Genomic DNA, 19,158 nt, shown 5'->3' with positions numbered 1-19,158 from the left:
TTGCCTGGCGGCCAAGAAATCGGCTCCAACGAGATGTCAGCGATCCTAGATCAGGAAAGGGGATCGTGGCCGTGAAAACACCGTGAAATCTTCCGGCGTCCAGCGCCAAGCTTGCACAAAATAGATAGTCACGTGCTAAAGTTCGCAGCCTGCTGGGATGCAGTAGAAGTGGAGACTGTCGATGGGACTACGTCGGGTATCAATCGTCACGTTTGCCGCATCGTGTTTTAGTTTGGTCGCTGGCGAGTCTAGCTACGCTGCGGCGAACTGCAGCCCGTCGATCGCACCATCTCCTCCAATACCATTTGGCCCTCGAGGGAGCGGAAACTCCACTCGCTGTGAGGGTTTCTTCAAGGCACCGATCGCTGGACGGCTATTCGACCTAGTCTCGTTCACGAAAGGATTGCCCGCAATTCCTCCGCAGAACGTGTCGGAAATTCAATTATCGCCGGACGTCCCGGTCCAAAGCGAACTTACAATTGTGGCAAGGTCGATCTCGGCTTCCGAGTTCTACTTGATGTCGGCCTCTGTAGCGCCAGGCGACAAGCTCGTTTGGCCCCTTAATGACGTGGTTCTACAACAGAACGGTCCTCGGTCACAAATTGGCCTTCTCGGCCACTTCATCGACAGCTACGGCACTCAGGTCTTTGTCGCGTTAGCGGGCGCAAACGCGTCCACCAGCGACATCCAGTTCAGAGTGCGAACAACGGCGACAGTGCTAAACTTGAAGATGAGATGGCGGCCCGACGACGCATCCGGTGTATTTGTCGCTTGGAATCTCACCAAGAAGAAGGCGCAGGCAGGCGAGGTGATTGATCTCAATCTCTCCGCCCTACCTGTTGGCCGCCAATTTATAGAAATCGCTGGAACGCCATCGAATTCTCCAGTCGCCACATCAATCGGGATTCATCTGGTTCGATGAAAGACCCGCAGACAGATTGGTTTCGAATGGCGCGGGGCAACGCGACGGCTAAAGCCGGCATGGCCGAGCAAAACACGGCACTGAAGCGCGCACGCAGCGAGAAACTGGCGAGGCTTGTTGCAACGCTGGATGGCGCGACTTCGCCACCGTCGCTAGACAAAGACATTCAAGTCATCAACGGGCTGCAAGACGTGATCGACGCCGCACCTAAGCCGTGGGCTGTCGATTTCTGGTGGACTTTTGCGACTGCGGCCGTGTGCGTAGCGCTGCTGTGGTGGCTTAGCAATTCACGACTTGCGGAAGCTGAGATCCGGGGCACGATTGATACGTCTGACGTACTTGCCGTCTCGGGTGGAACATGGGCTCCCGGCAGCAACCTGTCTCTTGCGACAAAGGGCGCCGTCGTGATCCGAGGCGCGTCCGGGATCGACTTTCGAGGATTCGACCCGTCAATCTCTGTAGCAGCTGCAGTGCCGGAAATCGACGTAAGTGCCCCCGGGATCAACATATCGCTTCCACAGCTTGTAGGTGGCGACACGATATCGATTTCCTGCCCCGACAACACACAGGTGGAACTCGGCTTTGCGTGGCAAAGATCAACCGACCTAACTATTACGACGACTGGGAATGCTCATGCAGCGGCCGGCAGTCCTCTGATTGCAGCTGACGCAGCCGATGACCCCTCCACGCTGACAATTCATCAGAAATCTGGGGCGCCGCTTTACATCGTTGGCCCATATGCCGACTTGCTGCCAATTCTTTCAGGGCCGGTGACGAGCCTTTCCTTCGATCGCCTCGCTTCCGCCGCCGCCGATCCTGTGCCGCTATTCGAGTCCTCCATTTCGTCAGGGTCGCTGAAGTTTCTCGAGGTCGGCCAAAGCATCCCACTGGCCCGCTACGATCACCTTTTGCTTGACAAGTTCGTCGGGACGGCCGGGATTGTGCAAACGAAAGCATGCGTGAAAGTTGCCCTTGCCGGACGGGCGGCCGGTGTGAAGGCCGGCCGCTTCGAGGGCAAGGACAGAATGCCCACCCTCCTTGCTTATCTTTTCCGACCTGACGGCCTGCCTTTCTTCGTGACGGCGTTCGGCGCCCTCTGGGGCATTCTATGGGGAGTAGTGCGATGGCTGAGACGAAAACCCGCAGCGTAGTTGCGCTCGCTAGCCTTCTATTCTGGCTGCTGGCGATAACCACCGTCCACGCGCAGGACGTCACGGGGGCACTCGAGGCTGACACGGTTGCCATCAGCAATGGTGCCGGGTCCAATGGTTTTGGGCTAGTCGTCGCAAGTCGAGGTGGTCTGGCGACCATCGTGACAGCGGCCCACGTCGTGCGCGACGACAATGGCAATGCCCGCAGCCCGGTAATGGTGAAGTTCGCAGCATCAAATTCAACCATCCAAGCCGCCGTTCTTGACGTTGCGTTCGATGGTTTTGATCTCGCCGTAATCCAAGCCAAAGAGCCAGCCGGTTTTGCCCTTCAGACTAATATCGTGGGAAACTCTGCAGATCTTAGGAGGGGCGAGCGGCTCTGGATCGTGGGGGCCGTGACAGACGATATTACAGCGAGCGTCATCCCCGGGGCGTTCGCCAAGTTCGCCCTTGACGGCACTATCGTTGCTCAAGGCCTTGGCGCGGTCGAGGGAAACTCGGGTGGCCCGCTTTTCGGGACCTCTGGAGTCGTCGGCATCATCTTTAATGCGTTCGGGTCAAACACTGGCGCGGCAACTATTGAGACAATCGAGAACGCTTTCTCCCGGGACAATTTGAATCTGCCTTGGGACCTCAGAAGCGCGAAAGCTCGCAAGCCGCGCACGGTTTTCTCGGACTGCGAAGACTGCCCCGATATGGTGGTGCTGACGCCGGGAAGCTTCGATATGGGCGCGAATTCGGGAGTCGATTTTCCCGACCCATCGTTCATGCCTGCTCACAGAGTTACTATTAGTTACGATTTTGCTGTCGGACAGGTCGAAGTCACCGGCCCTCAGTGGCTTCGATGCGTGAGGGAGAAGGGATGCCCCAAGAATATCGGTTACACGGTTGATCCTTACACAAGGACGCCAGTCGAATTCATTTCCCACAAGAACGCAGTCGCATACACGAACTGGCTCAGCAGTAAGACGGGAGCTAAGTACCGGCTCCTCACAGAGGCAGAGTGGGAGTACGCTGCTCGAGCAGGCACTACTACAGCTTTTATTTGGGGCGACGATATGACGGCGCCCTTGCCGGCCGTTTGTTGGGGGTGTGGCGGTGACACTGATGGGTCGAAGACCAAGGCTGCGGCGCCCGTTGCACGATACCCGTCGAACACTTTTGGCTTAGCCGACATGGCCGGAAACGTTTCGGAGATCGTATCCGACTGCTGGCAGCCAGACTACTCTGGCGCACCGGACGAGGGTTCTGCGGTTCAGGCAGACGGTTGCTCTCAACGAGTAGTAAGGGGAGGCTCCTACATGGACCCGCCCCTCAGCCTCCGCTCATTCGCGAGAACGTACATCAACGCGGAGGACGCATCTCAGAGCGTAGGATTCCGTGTCGCAAGAGATCTGCATTAGGCGTCGGTGGCGACTAGCGCCGACCTGGAGGTTCAACACTAAGGCGGATGTGAGCTTTGGGGCGCATTGCTGGTCCGGCTAGTTCCAGCGAAGCGTCCGCTTCTGGGCAGAGGCAAGCTTACCTCAACGGCTGATATGAGGCGCATTACGGTCCCGGCAGCCTTTGGGTCAGATCCGAAATGACCGCCTCCGGGGCGAAATGTGCTGTACGTGCGCGGATCGTTGGTTTAACGAAAGAAAAGCAGGCCCAGAGGGCGATGGACTCTTCGATCGACAGCTTCGCCGAGTACGCTAGAAACGTCGGAACGACGTTGCTGGTAGGAACTGCGATTGTCGGCTCACTTCAGCTCATCAAATCCGATTCGTTCTACGACGATTTGATCAGAGAAATCGGAGAGATTTCAAACTACTCCGCGTTGGTTCAGCGCTCACCCGACACCGTTCTCTCCTCGTTTGCGACGCAGATGGATCCGTCCAAATACGCCTTGCGCACTGACGGATATGCACTAGTTGACAATCCGGAATTCGCGCAACTTGAGATTCCAATCGACTCTGACCACGAGAAGGAATGGTCGCAAGCCTCCGATGTTCAAGCTATGTGGAAATCGCTTATCGTTGGCGGCGTCGGTGTAAAGCAAATAATAGGCACAGTTCCGATTAGCACCGAGAATGTAACCCGTCCGGTGACCATCCGCTTACCTAAGCAAGAACTCGATGGTCAAGCTACCTCGCATTATGCCGACGGCGAGCTCTTCTACACAATTGAGGAGAATTCAAACGTCAAAGGTAAGCAAGTCACGGCCCGCTATCCGAGTTTTCGAGCGCCAAGAACCCTGGAAGAGTTTAAGGAATTTTGGAGTTTGATGCGGGCGGGATTTGAGGTGCGCTCTATAGCGGGACCGCAGGACTTTGGGAGCGCGTCAATCAACATGCGCGTCATTCGCTCAGATTTTTACTATCATCGTGACGACGAAGTCGCAAACGGCGGGATTCACTATACTCAACTGGGCAAAGGATTCTTTCGCCTTGTCACAAAACCGGATGATCCGACGACGAAGGTAGGAAATGGAGTCATTCTGCTGGCTGGATCCGGCAAGTTCTCCTACGGCGACCCTGCTATATATCAATTCACACTGTACTACGACGGAAAGGAATACGTTCCGATCTACAAAAACGAGATCACAGTCGCAGCCACTCCAATGAGTGTGGATGAGCATCTGGTTTATCCCGAGCCGACGGCTGGGAACTACGGCTATCTGCCCATCTACGAACTCGACCTTAGCCTGCCAGTAAAAGAGCGGCTTGAGCGCCTGTCTGTTTCTGACATCGGGGGCGAGCCGGTGGATTTCTTGGTGGATTTCGACCAGCGGTTTCCGACTGTCGCATCCGCAGGCAAGTCATTTCTGAAGGTGAACTATTCAACTGTGCGCGAGATGGCATCGACTCTTCGCGGCCTTGATACTGGCAGTTCGGAAATCCTCGGGATCAAAATCCCGAACAGTTTCTTGCGCGGATGGGGCGCCACGATTGTTGTCGGATTGCAGGTGTACTTTTTCTTGTACCTGCGACAGTTTCGCCAGCGCATATCTGACGCGCCAGCGCCCCCAAATGTACCGTGGAGCTTGTTGGACAATGGCGCACTGGCACGCGCGTTTTCCATAGTGGGGTATGTTCTCTTCCCGATAGCAGTTTGTGTCACCGGATACATTACTATGCGCCCCGACCAATCGATGTGGATCGTACCGGCTGTCGGGGTTGCGTCTCTAGTTTTCGGAGGATGGTCAACTAGGGAGTCGATGTTGATTTGGAAGATCACTGCCGACTACGCTAGAGCTAAGAGTGCGACCCTTCCAGACGTTCCGACCAGTTAGACGGGCCAGGCAAAGTCCGAGTCTGCTATTCGGCGCAGAGCCCGGTGACGCACCCGAGTTGGCCGATCATGTCTGCCGACTGTCGTTCGTGTTCGTTGCTCGCTACTCGCAAAACATTCAGGTCTCGCCACTCATTAAAATACCCATGTACGGCGTATCGCGCTTCTTTGAATGACAGTAATCCTGTTTCCCTCAGCACAGACCTCGAATATAAGTTGGGGTTGAACATCACGGTTGCTGCAAAGCAGGCAAGGGGGAAGCTTGGCCAGTCAGTTCGAAGCGCCCAGATGGGGCGAGCTCGCGGAGCGCATAGCAGAAAAGCTTGGCCTCGACCGAGCGCGATCACCGACCCTCAAGACCACGATCGAACGCGGCGTTCGCTACATCAAGGTCGATGATGAGGCGCGTCAGCTGGTCTTCGACATCCGCGCACTGTTCATCGGCCTGCTCGCCGCCGGACAGGAAGATCGAGACTCGATACGATATGGGAACACGGCTTCGTGGTTTGTAGACTGGCTGCAGCGCCGAACCGGCCAAGGGCAGGTGTCCGAGATGGTTATTGCCCAACTTGGCAATCAGGATGCGATCTTTGCGGCGCTTGGCACTGGCTACGAGGTGCAGATTTCCGTTTCCGTGCACGGCCTGATTGAGCCGGCGGGAAGCATCGCTCAAACAACGATAGAGACGTCCCAATACGAAGCGAGACATCTTCTTGGAGCGATGATGCTTCGCGATGTTGTAGTGGACCAAGTTCGGCAGCTCTTCTCGCTCAAACTTGTGGCCAGTGATATCACGGACCTGGCACGAACGCTTGTCGATCGGATCATGACGTCGCCACAACCCAACGAAACCCGCGCAAACTGGATGGAAGCGCTGGCGCCCATCTTCGGTCTGGAGCACACGACCTCAGGCGATGGGCTGGAGCAAACGACCTCGGGCGATGTGTCTCGACTTGACCGTTTCCTCCAGGAAAAGGGCATCAATGCCGCGACCCACCTCGCGAGAGGGGCGCTTGATCTTGCCGCGCGAATGAACCAATCCGGTGGAGATTTCGTGGAGATCAGCAGCAGCAGGCTGTTCGCTTCCGCGTTGAGGCTGGCGCGGAGCGAAAGCGAAACTGCGGAATTGGCGGGCGCGACAGCATTGGCGCGGCTCGCGCGGACAGGTCCGTTCCGTGGCATCGGCGACGTCGAGGCGTCTTTCTCCACCACCCAGTCAGATGCAGTCCAGTCGGACGACGAACGGATCGAAGCGACGGACAATGTCACCGATATCCTGCGTCGCGCCTTGTCTATGGCAGAAATTTTCGGCCGATCCGGCACGCTCCGGTTGGACGCGATCATCGTTGCTCTCCTGCTGAAGCGAAGCACCAAGCTCGAAGAGCGNGAAGAGCGGCTTGGCCTAGGTTCCGTCAGCCTCTCCGATCTGCCGGGCGCGCTGCTCGAGCAGATCCAAACGCTGGACAGGCCCCGGATGCAGCAATGGTACTCCGCTTTTGGAGTTGAACTGCCTGAAGGTATCGAGGCCACCGCTTCGCTTGCGGCAGCAGGCATCATCTTCGCCAACCTCCGCAATGACAGCACCGAGGGCGATACGCTAGACGATAAGCTCAACGTGGAAGACGAGGCGCGTGCCTTCGCCCGGGTAGCAGCTGCCCGACAGATCTTGCCCCCCCTAGCCTTTGGCGTCTTTGGCGACTGGGGTTCAGGTAAGACGTTTTTCATGCGGCTTATTCACCGCCACGTCGCTGCCTTGGCCAACCAGACGTCCGATCGCGCGGGTAAGGGAAACGGTTTTCACCGGCAGATCGTCCAGATTCGTTTCAACGCTTGGCACTACGCCGAAACCAACCTGTGGGCGAGCCTCGTCGACAGCATCTTCGGCGAGCTCGATGCCTGGCTTCGGGCTAAAAGCCCTGGCGGCGGCGACACCAAATCCACCCTCCTGGACAAGCTGGCGACGGCGCGCGAGCTGACGCTCGACTCGGCCGAGCGTCTGATGTCGCAACGGCGCCAACAAAAGCTGGCTTCGGAACGGGTAGCGTCAGCTGAGCGAGAGCTGCTGGTGCAACGCGGGCGGTTTGCGGCAACACCACGCCTGTTCTGGAAGGTCGTTGGAGAAAGTTTTGCGAACGCGATCGCCAGAAACGGCGAACTCAAGAAGGCAGCGGCAACGCTTGGCCTCGATCAGTTGAGGGACGACGGTGAGGCGTTGAAGAGCGCCCTGGATTCATTAGGTGACGAGGCGAAGCGAGCTCAGCTGGTCGCGAAGGCTACCCGTGCACGCCTCCTCGGCTGGCCGTTCCTTACCCTCGCTTTCCTGGCGGTCGTCGTCGTTCCACCGCTTGCAGGCGCGATTGGAGCGTGGATTCTCGCCCGGACCGGCACCGAGGGGATATTTGGCGCGGTGCATCCGATCATTGCGCAGGCTTCCGCGGCGTTGGTCGCGATCGCGGGCGCCGTGCGCTTCATCGCCCACGGCGTGCGAAAAGCAACAACGGTGATCGACAAAAACCGCGAAGCCTTGGACATCGCTATTGAGAAAGAACTGAAAAAACCGACACTGGAGGTCAAGCAGGCCGAGGAGCAGCTCGCCAAGCTGATGGCTGAGCTATCCGAGTCCAAGGCCGTGCTAGCCGCCACATCGGATCAATTGGCTGAAATCGCTAGGGAATACGAGGGCGAAACCGGCAACAGTCGCCTCCTCCGCTTCGTGCGGGACCGCGCAGGCGACGGGCTTTATGCGAAGCACCTGGGCCTGATCGCGACAATCCGCAAAGACTTCACCGAGCTGTCCGCATTGATGGCCGCCGCCGACCGCACGATGCGAGAGGAAGCCATCCAGCAAGTCTTGGCGTACGATATCCGTGTGAAAGCACTAGTTGCGAGCGGCCAGGAGGGAGGACTGCTAACTCCAGAAGAGCAAGACGCGCTGACGCGATCCGCCGAGATCCCGACCACCCCGTCTCCAGATCACTTCGAACGGATCGTTCTCTACATCGACGACCTTGACCGCTGCCCGCCCAAGAAGGTCGTGCAGGTCCTGCAGGCCGTTCACCTGTTGCTCTCGTTCCCACTGTTCGTAGTGGTGGTGGCAGTCGACTCTCGCTGGGTCAGCAAATCGCTCGAGTCGCACTACACAAAGCTTCTCGCCAGCAACGAGGGCGAAGGCGCCACAGCCGGTGATTACCTCGAGAAAATCTTTCAGGTGCCCTATTGGGTGCGCGGCATGTCGCCAGCGGGCAGTCAGGCATTGTTGTCGTCGCTCGCAGCCCCTTCGCCCGACGAAACCGCGGTAGCACCGGCGGTGTCGCCTGAGCAAGATGCTGCTCCAAAAGACCGCCCCGAGGAAGGGCAAACGCCATCACCCGATGCTGCGCCGCCCGACAAACCCGCCACGGCTGAGGTGCAGGAACCAGTCACAGTTGTCGGACAGAACCGTACGACCGACACTTCCGCGTCCACCGAGGCCGCGGCGATGGCCCTGGCGCTGACCAGCAATGAGATCGCCTACATCGAGACAGTCGCTCCCTTCACTGGTCGAACGCCAAGACGTGCCCTTCGGTTCCTCAACACCTACCGCGTCATCAAGGCGAGCCTGGACGCCGCGGAAGTCGCCCGGCTGGAAGCTGGCGGCTATCGCTCCCTTATGACCCAGCTCGCGATCGTCACTGGCTCTCCTGGCCTGCGTCATATCTGGTCAGCAGCCCTCGGTCGGTCGACAAGCCAAGTTGACCTTGCCGACCTGTCGGGACGACTGGCGGAAGCCGAGATCTCCGCGCAGAACTCCGCCCTCTTGCTCGGAGCACTTGCCGCACTGTCGAACAGCGAACCCCGAGACCTGGATTTGGCGGTGGACCTCAAGCACTACGGGGAAATTGCGCGTCGCTACAGTTTCGAGAGTTCATAGGACAAGAGGCCGTGCGCGCGTCGCTGCCAGACCAGCTCGGCCATCGCGGCTGGTTTCGCCATAGCGTCGGCGAACGGGCGGACTGCTCCATTCGCTGAAGCCACTTGGCCCGAGATGGCCTGGTCTGCTTCGGATGGCGATGCATGCGCGAACCTTGGGGATCGGCCTCGACTTGAGTACGACAACGATGCCGCGCTCGACATCAACGAACTCCGCGACCTCCGTCCGCAGATGGCCCTCGGGCAACAGCGCGCGGATCTTGTCGGTCTTGACGCGGTCGTCGGCATAGCACGCGGCGGCTGACTTCATCCGAGAACACCGGGGCAGCCGGTCACCGATCTGTGCCAAAGGCAGAGCCTTCTCGAGCATTTTGCGCGCAATTGAAAGATTGCATGGGATGATGTGATCTGATTGGGAGGCATGCGCGCCCAGGGGAGCTCCCTAGGATGCAGTCATTGGCAGGTGGACGTCCACCATCGAGGGGAGAGACGCACTCCCGTCTATAAAGTTTACGACCTGGGCAGGTGGTTTGCGACTGGCAAAGCCTCCTGGAATAGCCTGCATGAAATGTTCGATGAGTTGCAGGCGGTTCCACCTCAGGTCCCCGGGTTTGCAACAATCCGCGTATCGCAACGTTTCCGAGCCGCAGCCGCATAGTTCATCGTCTCTGCACTCACTGAGGCGATAGTGGACTTGCAGGGCAAGCGGGCTCCCAATCAGGGCATACTGCTTGCCAGGCCACAATCCGAAGGTCTCAAGAAACAATTGCCGCGCTGCCCATACTGTATAGAGGTCGAGCAGTGTCGTGAGATCGCCGCCCTCGGTCCATGCCCCGTCGTTGGGCGCGAAGGCGCAAACTGTACCATCCTGGAAATTGGTGTGGCGGGGACCGATCCATCTCGGCGGATTGCCGGTCTCGGTCCAGAATCCCCACGTTCGGGGGCCAGGCCCTGGATGATAGGGTAGCGCTACAAGAAAAGTGGCTTCCCGCGTCAAGCCCGGGAGGATCGAGCTTTTGACGAGAAGCCACAGGCCGTTTTTGTCGGGGTATGTCGCCAATGTCGGATACGCCTCACCGGCGGGTCTCAATTGGCTTTCGTAGGCTTGCTGAAGGTCGCGGCCGACCCGTGATGCGGGACTGGACGGCCGTGATCCACCGGGCGCCCTTTGCCGTCGGGCGGTCCTTTGCCGTGGTCGGGCTGCGGGTCTTCTCTCTCTTTCTCGTTCATCTGCACTTTCCTTTTTCGTTTCGTGATCAACGGAGATCACACCATCGGTGTGCACCCGGAGTGACCCGTGCGTGTTCAGGGCCGCGCCGATCTGCCGCAACAAAGATTCGGTCTCCGGCGCCAAAGCGACTTCCCTTGGAATCGGTGATGTGCGAGTCTGTGTCACCTGCACAGGCTGCGCCAATCCGCGCTGTCGTGTCAAGGTGTGTCATTCGCACAGGCAAGATGCTTTCCTTCGAAGAAAAACTGATCCAAGCCGTAAAGAAGAAGCGCGAGGCCGAAGGGCTGAGCATTCGCGCCCTCTCAACTGCCGTGGGAGTGAGCTTTTCCACGCTTGCCCGAATCGAACGGGGAGAGGGTCAACCAGATAACAATTCCAAGATTCGACTGCTCCAATGGCTCGGCCCTTATGCAGACGAGGCCGGCCTCGGCTTCGATAACGTGGCGTTCGTCCATTTTCGCGCCGGGCGAAACGTTCAGTCTGGCACCGTTCGAATGCTTCTGCAGGCTGCCGACTGCCTTCGCCAATCATTGGGAAGCGCAAGCACCGCGAGTGATGAAGGCGACATTGCGACCCACGAGGCCGTAGCGCTCTCGAAGGAGGAACTCGAGGAGACTGCAGAGCGGTTCCGCGTGGACCTCGGCTTGGACAAAGATGCGCCCCTCGATAGCCTTCGCCTTGAGGTTGAGGATATCGCCATCGTCCCGCTGTCCAAGAATAATTGCATCGACGCGCGAAGCGTCAAGCAACTGCGGGGTAGTGCTAGCGGCGAATGGTCAGCGATGAGCGTGCCGCTGGATTTAGCGAATGACCGGTGGGCCGTTCTTCTGAACGATAGCCACACATTGGAGCGCCAGCGTGTCACCGTGCTCGAAGAGTATTGGCACATCCTGCTGGGGCACAAGCTGACCAAGATTAGCAGAGTGGCTGAGGCCTTTGGCCGAACCTACGACGCGACCGAAGAGCACGATGCTTACTATCTCGCCTCCGCATCCCTGCTGCCAAAAGCCGCGATCGTCGAAGCCGTGTCCCAGAACCTGTCGTCCGCCCAAATAGCCAGGAAGTTCGGAACGTCCTCCGAACTGGTAGAATACCGGATCAAGCGGCTCGGCCTTTGGCGCGAGTACACCGGCAAGCAGATCAAACTAATCCCAGGCTGAAGATAGCCATATGGCGCGGGGGCAGGGCTTTGAGCCGCCGTAAAATCCCTTCACCGGGCGCTGCCGGACGGCTCGCTAGCCGTCTTTCTCAAAGTTGCCTCTCAAATGGCCGCCGGTCCTCAATCGCGGAAGAACGACTGCAACAACCAGCAGTCTCACGGATTTGCCATCCGAGGCATCACTCCCATCACCTTGTCTACTGCTTGGTTGATCTCTTTGTTGTCATTGCCGAATGCGAAGACCTCACCAAAGGTATGGCCGGCCCAATCTTGGCCGGCGCAACCTGCCAAAAGGCGTCCATTTGCGGTATCTGCCCACACGAGAGTGCCGTTTTGTAGAGGCCTGGTACCCGTTACATCGCCGATTGCAGCTTTCATGTCATCGACGCACGCATCGTCGGTCTCCCAAAGAAATACGACAGCTCTGGACACAAACGCAACCTTATGTATGTCCGGTGTTTTCGTAGTTGCACCGCCTATCTTCAGAACCCAGAATTCTATTGGTGCACCAGAGTAGGCGCGAATACCCCCCACTATTACAAGGAGCGCTATCGCCAAGATGACGAGAACCGTCAGGATTTGAAATGCACCCCGAAAAAAGGCCCTACTCCAGTCTGTCTCTAGTAAAGCTGCGATGATCTCTTTGATCATGACGCGCATCCCCCCTTTGGCCAATATATTAGGCGCTTGTTGAACTGCATAAGCAAGTCCAGAAGCCTCCTGAGGCGCGTGCAAGGCCAAGCATACGGCTGCTGTAGACTCCCCGCGGCAACGGACGCATTGTCCCGTCGGGGACAGGGCGATGGGCAAGATGGTCCGTTCAGAGACTGGAACTCCTGACCAGGCACGGAGCGGGTCGGCGGGCACACGCTCTTTTGAAGCTCAGTACTTCTCGATCGACAACGTAAACTGGATTGCTACCTGGCGAAGACGACACCTGGTTACGCAGCAAGCGCTTCGGCGTCCTCGTCAACCACGGCCTCAGAAAACAGACGCGAGAGGGCGATCATTCTTGCCCCTCGGTCGAGGGCGTACGATGTTCGCGTGAAGCGCATTCCGTCCAGAAGTCCATCAATGTACCCCGCGATCGTGTCAGCCGCCATGATCAGCGCGGTATCAACGGTATGGATGTACCTGCTGGTCACCGTGCCACGCGAATGACCGAGTAGAGCCGCAACGGTAGCTTCTGTGAAACCGAGATCGTTGGCGAGGCTAGCGAAACTGTGGCGGAGCACGTGGGGCGTTATGTCCTCAAGTGTCGTCCCCTTGAGAATCTTTTTCCAATATTTAGGGAAGCCAACCAGCGGCTTGCCCTCGACCGTGCCCGGAAAGACGAAGGTGTCCTGGTCATCCATGCTTAGATCGTCCGTCATGTCCAGAATCGGCAGCCCGACTGGCCTTACTGAGGCGCCTTCCTTGCTATCCTCGAAGCGAAGACAGCTGTTTTCAACATCGACCTCGGTCCACTTCAGGCTCACTATCTCGCTCCGCCGGCAGCCCGTTAGAGCAAGGAACCGGATGACGGCGAGAGGGGTTCCCAAAGCGTCATTCTCCCGTGCCTTCCGTAGAATCGCCCCGAGTTCTCGATACTCCTGCTCTGTCAGACGGCGATCCTTGGCGCGATCAGCTTGCTTCCGCACGCCGTGAGCTGGATTTTTCTCGATGATCCCCTGCTCTATCGCGTAGGTGAAAATGCCACCGAGCAAACCTACCGCACGAGCGGCTGTTCCGGGCCCCCCACGAACAATCGCGCGACCTCGTGCCTTCGTCTTCACATTGGCCTTGGTCCGTCCCGCCGTGACGTCCCGGACGAAGCGATTGACGTCGGTTGAAGCGATGTCCTTAACGCGACGGGTGCCCAGAAGTGGGATGATGTGACGGCGGATCCGGCTCTTGTCGATCGTCAACGTCGAAACCTTTTTCGGTCTACGGCCCTTGCCCAGAATCAAGCCCTTGTCAGCATCTTCAAGATATTGCTCACAAAGTTCCTTGACTGTAATCGCCTGGTGATCGAGGCGCCGTTCCTCAGACGGGTTTTCGCCTTGGGCGATTCTTCCGAGGAGTATGCGCGCTTCACGGCGAGCGGTTTCGGGTGTCCACACGCCGTGAAGCCCAATCGTATAGCGGCGGGTACGGCCGGCGGCGCGGTACTGGACGAGGTAGCTTCGTTTGCCAGACCGAAACATGCGTAGTCCGAACCCCGGCAACTCGTCATCCCATATGAAATAGTCCGCATCGCGTACTTCCGCGGCATCGACAACGCGCTTTATCAGTCTGGCCATGGAGTGCCCTTCCTGCACCTCTCGCCTGCTTCCGCGGAAGCACCACGGAAGCAGGCGGGAGAAAATCTCGACCTGTCGCAGCCTACCCAATTCGGCGCGAAGGTCAAAATAAATGCGTTGAATCAAGTGGATAGAGTGCTGCGGCGTACAAAGAGAAACGTTGAGGAAAGCCCCAAAAATTTCCTCCGAAGGCAGAGGTCACAGGTTCGAATCCTGTCGGGTGCGCCAGTTTCTCCCTAGCGCATTGAAAAGCCAAAAGGTATAAGGTTTCAGGACCTTAGACAAAGCCGCCTTGTACACAAAGGGGTCCCACTTGGGCGGTTCATCATGGCGGCTTTGAGCTACATGCAGCGGCGGTCTTCAGGCATCTACGAGTTTCGCAAGCGGCTCCCCCTAGAGCTTGCCGCCAAGCCTGTGCCCCCACATCTCCGCTCGCGGCTAGGTGAGTTGGTCAATCCCGCCACCGGCCTCTTCAAGCGGGAGCTTACCGTTTCCCTAAAGACGGCAGACCACAAGCTGGCCAAGCGGCTCGACCTGAGAGAGGCGGTGCGGGTCACTGACCTCCTCGCCTTAGCGTTGCGTCTCATGAACGGCGGGGCGCTGGACGAAGGGGCAGGCCACCCCGGCACCCCATCACCCGAACAGATTGAGGCGGACACCATCACCGCCTTGCTTGAGGCCGACGAAGAGGAGCGCGAAGAGGGCGACCCTAGGCGGCACGAGCAGACCCCTGAGGAGAGGGCCGCTTGGCCTGACCTCACAGACCCCCGCTTCGGCAAGAAGGGGATGGCAGAGGGGCACCTTGAAGCCCTCGGGGAGCACATCGCCGACCTCCTACGGGAGTATCGCGAAGCACTGGCGCGACGTAACCCCGAGATCGTCAGGGGAGAGCTTCACACCTACCTGAAGGCACGTCAGCTTCCGATAGACCCCTCCTCCCCCTTCTACCGTGATGCTGGCCTTGCGGTGCTCAAGGGGCACGTAAAGGCCTATGAGATGATGGGGAGAAGGCAGGCAGGCGATGACATCCCTACGCCACAGCCTAGCGCCGGCAAGGGGCCGCTCCTGTCGGAGGCTTATGACCTGTGGCAGAAGGGCAGCCCAGCGAGGGGAGGAAAGCAGTCCTCACCCCATACCCTGCGTGAGGCAGAGCGGGCGGTGCGCTACTTCACCCAGTGGCATGGCGACCTTAGGCTAGGGGATATCGGGAAGGAGAAGGCCCGAGACTTCCGCAATGCGCTCGCCAAGATGCCTACGAGGATGACGGACAAGCAGAGGGCCTTGCCACTTAGGGAGTTGCTTGCCGGGGACCTTAGGGCGCATGAGCCTGTGCATGCAGCCAGCGTGAACAAGTATCTCAACCTGCTCTCAGCGATCATAAGCGCGGCGGAGAAGGAGGGGTTGGTCGATGCGGTGCCGGGCTTCACCAATCCCTTTAAGGGCCTCGCCCTCACAGTAGACCGGCGAGGAGAGGATGGCAGGCGGGCACCGTTCGCTGAGGGGAACCTTAAGGCCATATTCGGGACAGGGGTCTACGCGGCAGGGAAGCGGCCTGAGGGTGGCGGTGGTGATGCTGCTTACTGGTTTCCCCTCATCGCCCTCCTCTCAGGGGCCCGGCTTAACGAGATCGCTCAGCTTCGCATCAAGGACCTCAGGCAGGACGCTGAGACAGGCATCTGGCTATTCGACATCGGCACCGAGGGCGGCAGGGCGATCAAGACGGCTAGCTCTAGGCGCTACGTCCCGGTTCACCCCGAGTTGGAAAGGCTGGGGCTTCTGAGCTACCGGCAAAGCTTGCTTGATGGGAAGCCTAAGGGGGGCGACGAGGCCAGCCTCTGGCCAGACATCAAGTCCGCAGACCCATTCTACAGATCGACAGCATGGTCCAAGTGGTTTGGCCGCTTCCTCCGCATTGAAGCCGGGGTGACAGATAGCAACCTCGTGTTCCATTCGTTCCGCCACAGCTTCAAACGGATGGCGCGGGACGCTGGGGTGCTTGAGGAGACCCATGACGCCCTTACGGGCCATGTCGGCGGGGGCGGTGTCGGGCGAGGGTATGGAGGCGGCTTGGGGCTCAAGGCGCTCGCCGACGCTATGGGGAGCATCATGGCCCCTCAGGCAGTTCGGGCCTTGCCTAAATGGTCTCGGCGCGGGAGCCGTGCGGTAAGGCAGCGCAAGGCCGCCAAAGAGTGAGACGAGAGAGAGGAGCCGAACCCCTTCTAACTTCCTCTCCCCCGCCCCTGTCCCTTAAGGAGACATCAGGATGGGCCTATCCCGCTTAGCGCAGGGGCCTCAGGAACGAATGGCCGTGCTTGATGTCGAAGAGCCGGAAGCTCCCGCGAACCAGCGCTTGGTACGCCTCACGGGGAAGCTGCTTAGATAGACCCCATTTGGCAGCGTTCTTTTCGTGGGCATCCAACGCTTTCGCCAAGGCTTCGCGGCGGCCCTTAAGGTTCACTTGCTGGCCTGCGACAACGGAGAGGTTGGCTGCCATGAGGGAATGGTGATCGCCAATTTGCTCGACCGTCTCAGCCCGCTGCGCATCCGCTAGAAGCCGCATGAAGGTGATCCGAAAGACCTTCAGATAGTCCCTCCTCTCATCACCGTCCTTCTTGTTCTTGTCGATAATGGCTGCCCCGCCCTCGAATAGGGTTACAACCCGGAGAGCGGCGAACGCTTCGGGTTCCATAAAGCGCTCGTTGCGGTCCGTGATGGTGACAGCGATGACGGTCCTGCTTCCGATGGTGGTAAGGTGAGCGGTTGAGATAGAACCTTGCGGCAGGCCTTCGAGGAGGCGCTTGGGGTCCGCCTCGGGGGCTCCAGGGTCTACTAGGTGCCTGACGGCTTGATCGTGGTAGGCGACGAGGCCTTTGATGGCTTCGGGGGTGGTGGCTGGGTATGGACGCATTAGGGTTCGACCTTGTGGTTGGTGGCCCATTTGGCGGGCCAGGGTTAGCCGGGGTTCGGCATCTGGTGAGGCGCATAGGGCTGCCCTTCCGAGCGAGGCGGCTGGCCTCTCGGGGGGACTGCAATGCGCGTGTCTCGGGTGATGGTGGGTGGCTGTGGCCCGGGCCGGGCGGGTGACCTTGAGGGCGGCTGAAGAGTGGGTAGGGCAACCCTGAGGGTGAGCCACCGGGCAGAGAGCAACGGATGATATCTCTCAAGCGGGGCTCTGGGCCTATCCGGTCATGAGGCTGCCCGAAGAGGGGGCAATGATGTGGTCTGCCTTCTGCCCCCTGCCTGCTTCAAAGGGCTTAGGGCTGGGCGGGGGTGGTCTTATAGGTCTGTCCCCTTCTCCTCCCTCACCCCCGGAGACTTGGTGGCAGGGCAGGGTTAGGGACTAGCCGGGTGGCGGGTGACTGGTCGGCCCAAGGGGTTGGCTCAGCGGTGGCGTGGTGGCGGCGAAGGGGTATGGTCTGCTTCCTCAGCGGGTTGCTTAGAGGTGGGCAGTCTGAGGGCGAAGAGGTGACTTTTAGGGGCCAGACCTATGGACATCTGTCGGACTGCCTTGAGCCGGCTCAAAGAGAAAGGAGATGAGGAATTAGATATGGGTCGATGGGGGGGGCCTTCTCTATACGCTGCCTAACTTTAAACCTTTGAGTTCTTTATGATTTGCGCGAAGCCGACGTAGGGATGCATTTCCTCCTCCGCCTTACTTGCCTCCCTCGCCTTCCTCGCCTCGTCCCGGTGAGCGTTGCGAGTTCGTTTGTCGGCAAGGTTGTAGTCCTCGAAGCGCTGGAAAAGTTCTTCTGGCTGACTGCCGATGCTTTCCGACACACCAAACAAGGTCCCAAGCATGTCGCGCAAGGCCATTATGTGCTTCATTTTCACACCATGGGTTGAGGCGAGTACCCTCGCGCTATCACCGTACAGCTTCGCGCACGTATCATTCTTGATGCGTTTCGCTGTTATGGGGTGAACTGAATGTTGCCGTGCAGCCGCTTTAAGCATGGCTGCCCATGCGGCATTGCGCCTAAGCTCGTGCGGTCGGGCCTCGCGCTTCAAATTCCGATCATCCATTCTAAACTGTCTCCCATACGGAGGGCTGGGGGCGCTCCTTCTTCATTAGGGAAGGCTAACTCTAACCCATTGAATTTGTTGATGGGGCATTTTCAAGTGTTATGTGGCCAATCTCGCCCTTAGCCTGATGACGCTTTGCGCCGTCCAGCGCCCGCCGCGAGGCGACCGAAAACCCCGCAGGTTGAGAGCGCCGGCCAGCCCCCTTGCCGACAGTGCGCCAGCTGGATCGACATCGCAGAGCACGTCGCGGAACTCTTCGGCCCGATCCTGAGCGCCTAGCTTCACACTCGCCACCGCCACCCCATTCCCGAGACCACGCAGGCAGTCAGCGCCGTTAGGGTTGCCGAGGCGCAGAGGCCGCACCGTGCCGTCTTCAAGCCGCCTCACGGGTTCCTGGCCCTGCGCTACCAACGAGGCTGCTTCACGGGCCAACGCGTCTCGCTTCACCGCTAAGGCCGCCTTTGTGCGGCTCTGGATCATCTTCCGCTCATGCTCCGCCACCAACGCCAAGACCCCGATAGTAAGGTCGCAGGCATCTGGCATATCGGCGGCCACGAACCGCGCCCCGCTGTCCCTGAGGGTGAGCAGGAAGGCGGCGTTGCGGCTGAGCCTGTCGAGCTTGGCTATGATGAGCGTGGCCTGAGCATGTTTGGCGTGGCGCAGGGCCGCTTGAAGCTGGGGCCGGTCGTTGGCCTTGCCGCTCTCGACCTCGACATATTCCCTCAGCGGCCCAGCGGCGGCCCCTGCGCGGCTTCGGATGTAGGCCGCGACGGCTTCGCGCTGGGCCTCAAGGCCGAGGCCTGACGCGCCTTGGCGGGCCGTTGAGACGCGCAAATAGGAAACGAAGAGGGGAGTGGTGACGGTATCAGACATGGGTTCGCTCCTGAGCTATTCCCAAACAGTCTAACGAGGGTTAGGCAATTTGTGAATACCAGTTTTAGGAGCTGAGTAGCTGAGGAGCTGAAGCGCAGATCGGCCCGCCTATCCGCGCGAAGATTGCATCCTCTTTTGAAGTCGCGACACTGGTTCGGCGAGTACGTCAGTGCCCAAATATCTACGGCCAGCCGCCTTCTCTCTCTCGGAGAGCGACCGAACTGGTTTGTCGTTCTTCGATCCGGGACCTTTGACGCGCTCTAGCGTCAACAGCTCAGACTGCGCTTTGATTTTCCGTCCAGATGTAATCATGGCAGTTCGTCCAAAAATATCGCTGC

Annotated in this window: 14 protein-coding genes; 7 read left to right on the top strand and 7 right to left on the bottom strand. The window is 59.0% G+C overall.

Annotated elements, in window-relative coordinates; all coding sequences use genetic code 11:
- Positions 1–517: 517 nt before the first annotated feature.
- The 5 genes from X756_RS159065 (at position 518) to X756_RS159080 (ending at position 9,256) form a co-directional block, all read left to right on the top strand.
- Positions 518–922, top strand: a complete 405-nt coding sequence (locus tag X756_RS159065; protein WP_156941332.1) for a hypothetical protein — start codon at positions 518–520, stop codon at positions 920–922.
- A complete protein-coding gene (locus X756_RS159070) occupies positions 919–2,073 on the top strand; it encodes a hypothetical protein (RefSeq protein WP_156941331.1) in 1,155 nt (384 codons plus the stop codon). Before X756_RS159065 ends, X756_RS159070 begins: the two co-directional genes overlap by 4 nt.
- Positions 2,046–3,476, top strand: coding sequence for an SUMF1/EgtB/PvdO family nonheme iron enzyme (locus tag X756_RS1000000166545; RefSeq protein ID WP_023728894.1), 1,431 nt, complete (start codon positions 2,046–2,048; stop codon positions 3,474–3,476). The genes X756_RS159070 and X756_RS1000000166545 overlap by 28 nt, the downstream gene beginning before the upstream one ends.
- Before the next feature lie 257 nt (positions 3,477–3,733).
- On the top strand, positions 3,734–5,347 hold the full coding sequence (locus tag X756_RS159075) for a hypothetical protein (RefSeq protein ID WP_156941330.1): 1,614 nt from the start codon (positions 3,734–3,736) through the stop codon (positions 5,345–5,347).
- A 261-nt stretch (positions 5,348–5,608) separates the two neighbouring features.
- Complete coding sequence (locus tag X756_RS159080; protein ID WP_031237843.1) at positions 5,609–9,256, top strand: P-loop NTPase fold protein; 3,648 nt, start codon at positions 5,609–5,611, stop codon at positions 9,254–9,256.
- Here the strand turns inward: X756_RS159080 and X756_RS159085 are convergent.
- Together X756_RS159085 and X756_RS1000000169275 are read right to left on the bottom strand one after the other, a co-directional pair.
- Positions 9,251–9,625, bottom strand: a complete 375-nt coding sequence (locus X756_RS159085; protein WP_198019993.1) for a hypothetical protein — start codon at positions 9,623–9,625, stop codon at positions 9,251–9,253. The genes X756_RS159080 and X756_RS159085 overlap by 6 nt on opposite strands.
- Before the next feature lie 716 nt (positions 9,626–10,341).
- On the bottom strand, positions 10,342–10,485 hold the full coding sequence (locus X756_RS1000000169275; RefSeq protein WP_198019992.1) for a hypothetical protein: 144 nt from the start codon (positions 10,483–10,485) through the stop codon (positions 10,342–10,344).
- A 225-nt stretch (positions 10,486–10,710) separates the two neighbouring features.
- Here X756_RS1000000169275 and X756_RS159095 point away from each other — a divergent pair, with 225 nt between their 5' ends.
- Positions 10,711–11,646: an XRE family transcriptional regulator gene (locus X756_RS159095; RefSeq protein WP_023728889.1), complete on the top strand. Its 936-nt coding sequence runs from the start codon at positions 10,711–10,713 to the stop codon at positions 11,644–11,646.
- Positions 11,647–11,801: 155 nt separating this feature from the next.
- Here the strand turns inward: X756_RS159095 and X756_RS159100 are convergent, their stop codons facing one another.
- Together X756_RS159100 and X756_RS159105 are read right to left on the bottom strand one after the other, a co-directional pair.
- On the bottom strand, positions 11,802–12,296 hold the full coding sequence (locus X756_RS159100; protein WP_156941329.1) for a hypothetical protein: 495 nt from the start codon (positions 12,294–12,296) through the stop codon (positions 11,802–11,804).
- A gap of 290 nt (positions 12,297–12,586) precedes the next feature.
- Complete coding sequence (locus tag X756_RS159105) at positions 12,587–13,927, bottom strand: site-specific integrase (RefSeq protein ID WP_023728887.1); 1,341 nt, start codon at positions 13,925–13,927, stop codon at positions 12,587–12,589.
- Positions 13,928–14,254: 327 nt separating this feature from the next.
- Between X756_RS159105 and X756_RS159110 the strand changes: the two genes are divergently transcribed.
- Complete coding sequence (locus X756_RS159110) at positions 14,255–16,120, top strand: site-specific integrase (RefSeq protein WP_245264449.1); 1,866 nt, start codon at positions 14,255–14,257, stop codon at positions 16,118–16,120.
- Between the two features lie 85 nt (positions 16,121–16,205).
- On the opposite strand, the gene X756_RS159115 is transcribed toward X756_RS159110, so the two are convergent.
- The 3 genes from X756_RS159115 to X756_RS159125 form a co-directional block, all read right to left on the bottom strand.
- Positions 16,206–16,835, bottom strand: a complete 630-nt coding sequence (locus tag X756_RS159115) for a hypothetical protein (RefSeq protein ID WP_023728885.1) — start codon at positions 16,833–16,835, stop codon at positions 16,206–16,208.
- 680 nt (positions 16,836–17,515) lie between these two features.
- Positions 17,516–17,947 (bottom strand): hypothetical protein, encoded by a 432-nt coding sequence (locus X756_RS159120; RefSeq protein WP_023728884.1) that lies wholly within the window; start codon positions 17,945–17,947, stop codon positions 17,516–17,518.
- A 99-nt stretch (positions 17,948–18,046) separates the two neighbouring features.
- A complete protein-coding gene (locus tag X756_RS159125) occupies positions 18,047–18,820 on the bottom strand; it encodes a recombinase family protein (RefSeq protein WP_023728883.1) in 774 nt (257 codons plus the stop codon).
- Positions 18,821–19,158 lie beyond the last annotated feature (338 nt).

Origin of the sequence: Mesorhizobium sp. LNJC405B00, assembly GCF_000502615.1 — a bacterium.
Classification (GTDB): Bacteria; Pseudomonadota; Alphaproteobacteria; order Rhizobiales; family Rhizobiaceae; genus Mesorhizobium.
This window is presented reverse-complemented; position numbering and strand designations above follow the sequence as displayed.

Excerpts from the sequence above, each read along its gene's own strand:
- X756_RS159065 (WP_156941332.1), top strand. The coding sequence starts at position 518 with ATGTCGGCCTCTGTAGCGCCAGGCGACAAGCTCGTTTGGCCCCTTAAT.
- X756_RS159070 (WP_156941331.1), top strand. The coding sequence starts at position 919 with ATGAAAGACCCGCAGACAGATTGGTTTCGAATGGCGCGGGGCAACGCG.
- X756_RS1000000166545 (WP_023728894.1), top strand. The coding sequence starts at position 2,046 with ATGGCTGAGACGAAAACCCGCAGCGTAGTTGCGCTCGCTAGCCTTCTA.
- X756_RS159075 (WP_156941330.1), top strand. The coding sequence starts at position 3,734 with ATGGACTCTTCGATCGACAGCTTCGCCGAGTACGCTAGAAACGTCGGA.
- X756_RS159085 (WP_198019993.1), bottom strand. The coding sequence starts at position 9,625 with ATGCTCGAGAAGGCTCTGCCTTTGGCACAGATCGGTGACCGGCTGCCC.
- X756_RS1000000169275 (WP_198019992.1), bottom strand. The coding sequence starts at position 10,485 with ATGAACGAGAAAGAGAGAGAAGACCCGCAGCCCGACCACGGCAAAGGA.
- X756_RS159095 (WP_023728889.1), top strand. The coding sequence starts at position 10,711 with ATGCTTTCCTTCGAAGAAAAACTGATCCAAGCCGTAAAGAAGAAGCGC.
- X756_RS159100 (WP_156941329.1), bottom strand. The coding sequence starts at position 12,296 with ATGATCAAAGAGATCATCGCAGCTTTACTAGAGACAGACTGGAGTAGG.
- X756_RS159105 (WP_023728887.1), bottom strand. The coding sequence starts at position 13,927 with ATGGCCAGACTGATAAAGCGCGTTGTCGATGCCGCGGAAGTACGCGAT.
- X756_RS159110 (WP_245264449.1), top strand. The coding sequence starts at position 14,255 with ATGGCGGCTTTGAGCTACATGCAGCGGCGGTCTTCAGGCATCTACGAG.
- X756_RS159115 (WP_023728885.1), bottom strand. The coding sequence starts at position 16,835 with ATGCGTCCATACCCAGCCACCACCCCCGAAGCCATCAAAGGCCTCGTC.
- X756_RS159120 (WP_023728884.1), bottom strand. The coding sequence starts at position 17,947 with ATGGATGATCGGAATTTGAAGCGCGAGGCCCGACCGCACGAGCTTAGG.
- X756_RS159125 (WP_023728883.1), bottom strand. The coding sequence starts at position 18,820 with ATGTCTGATACCGTCACCACTCCCCTCTTCGTTTCCTATTTGCGCGTC.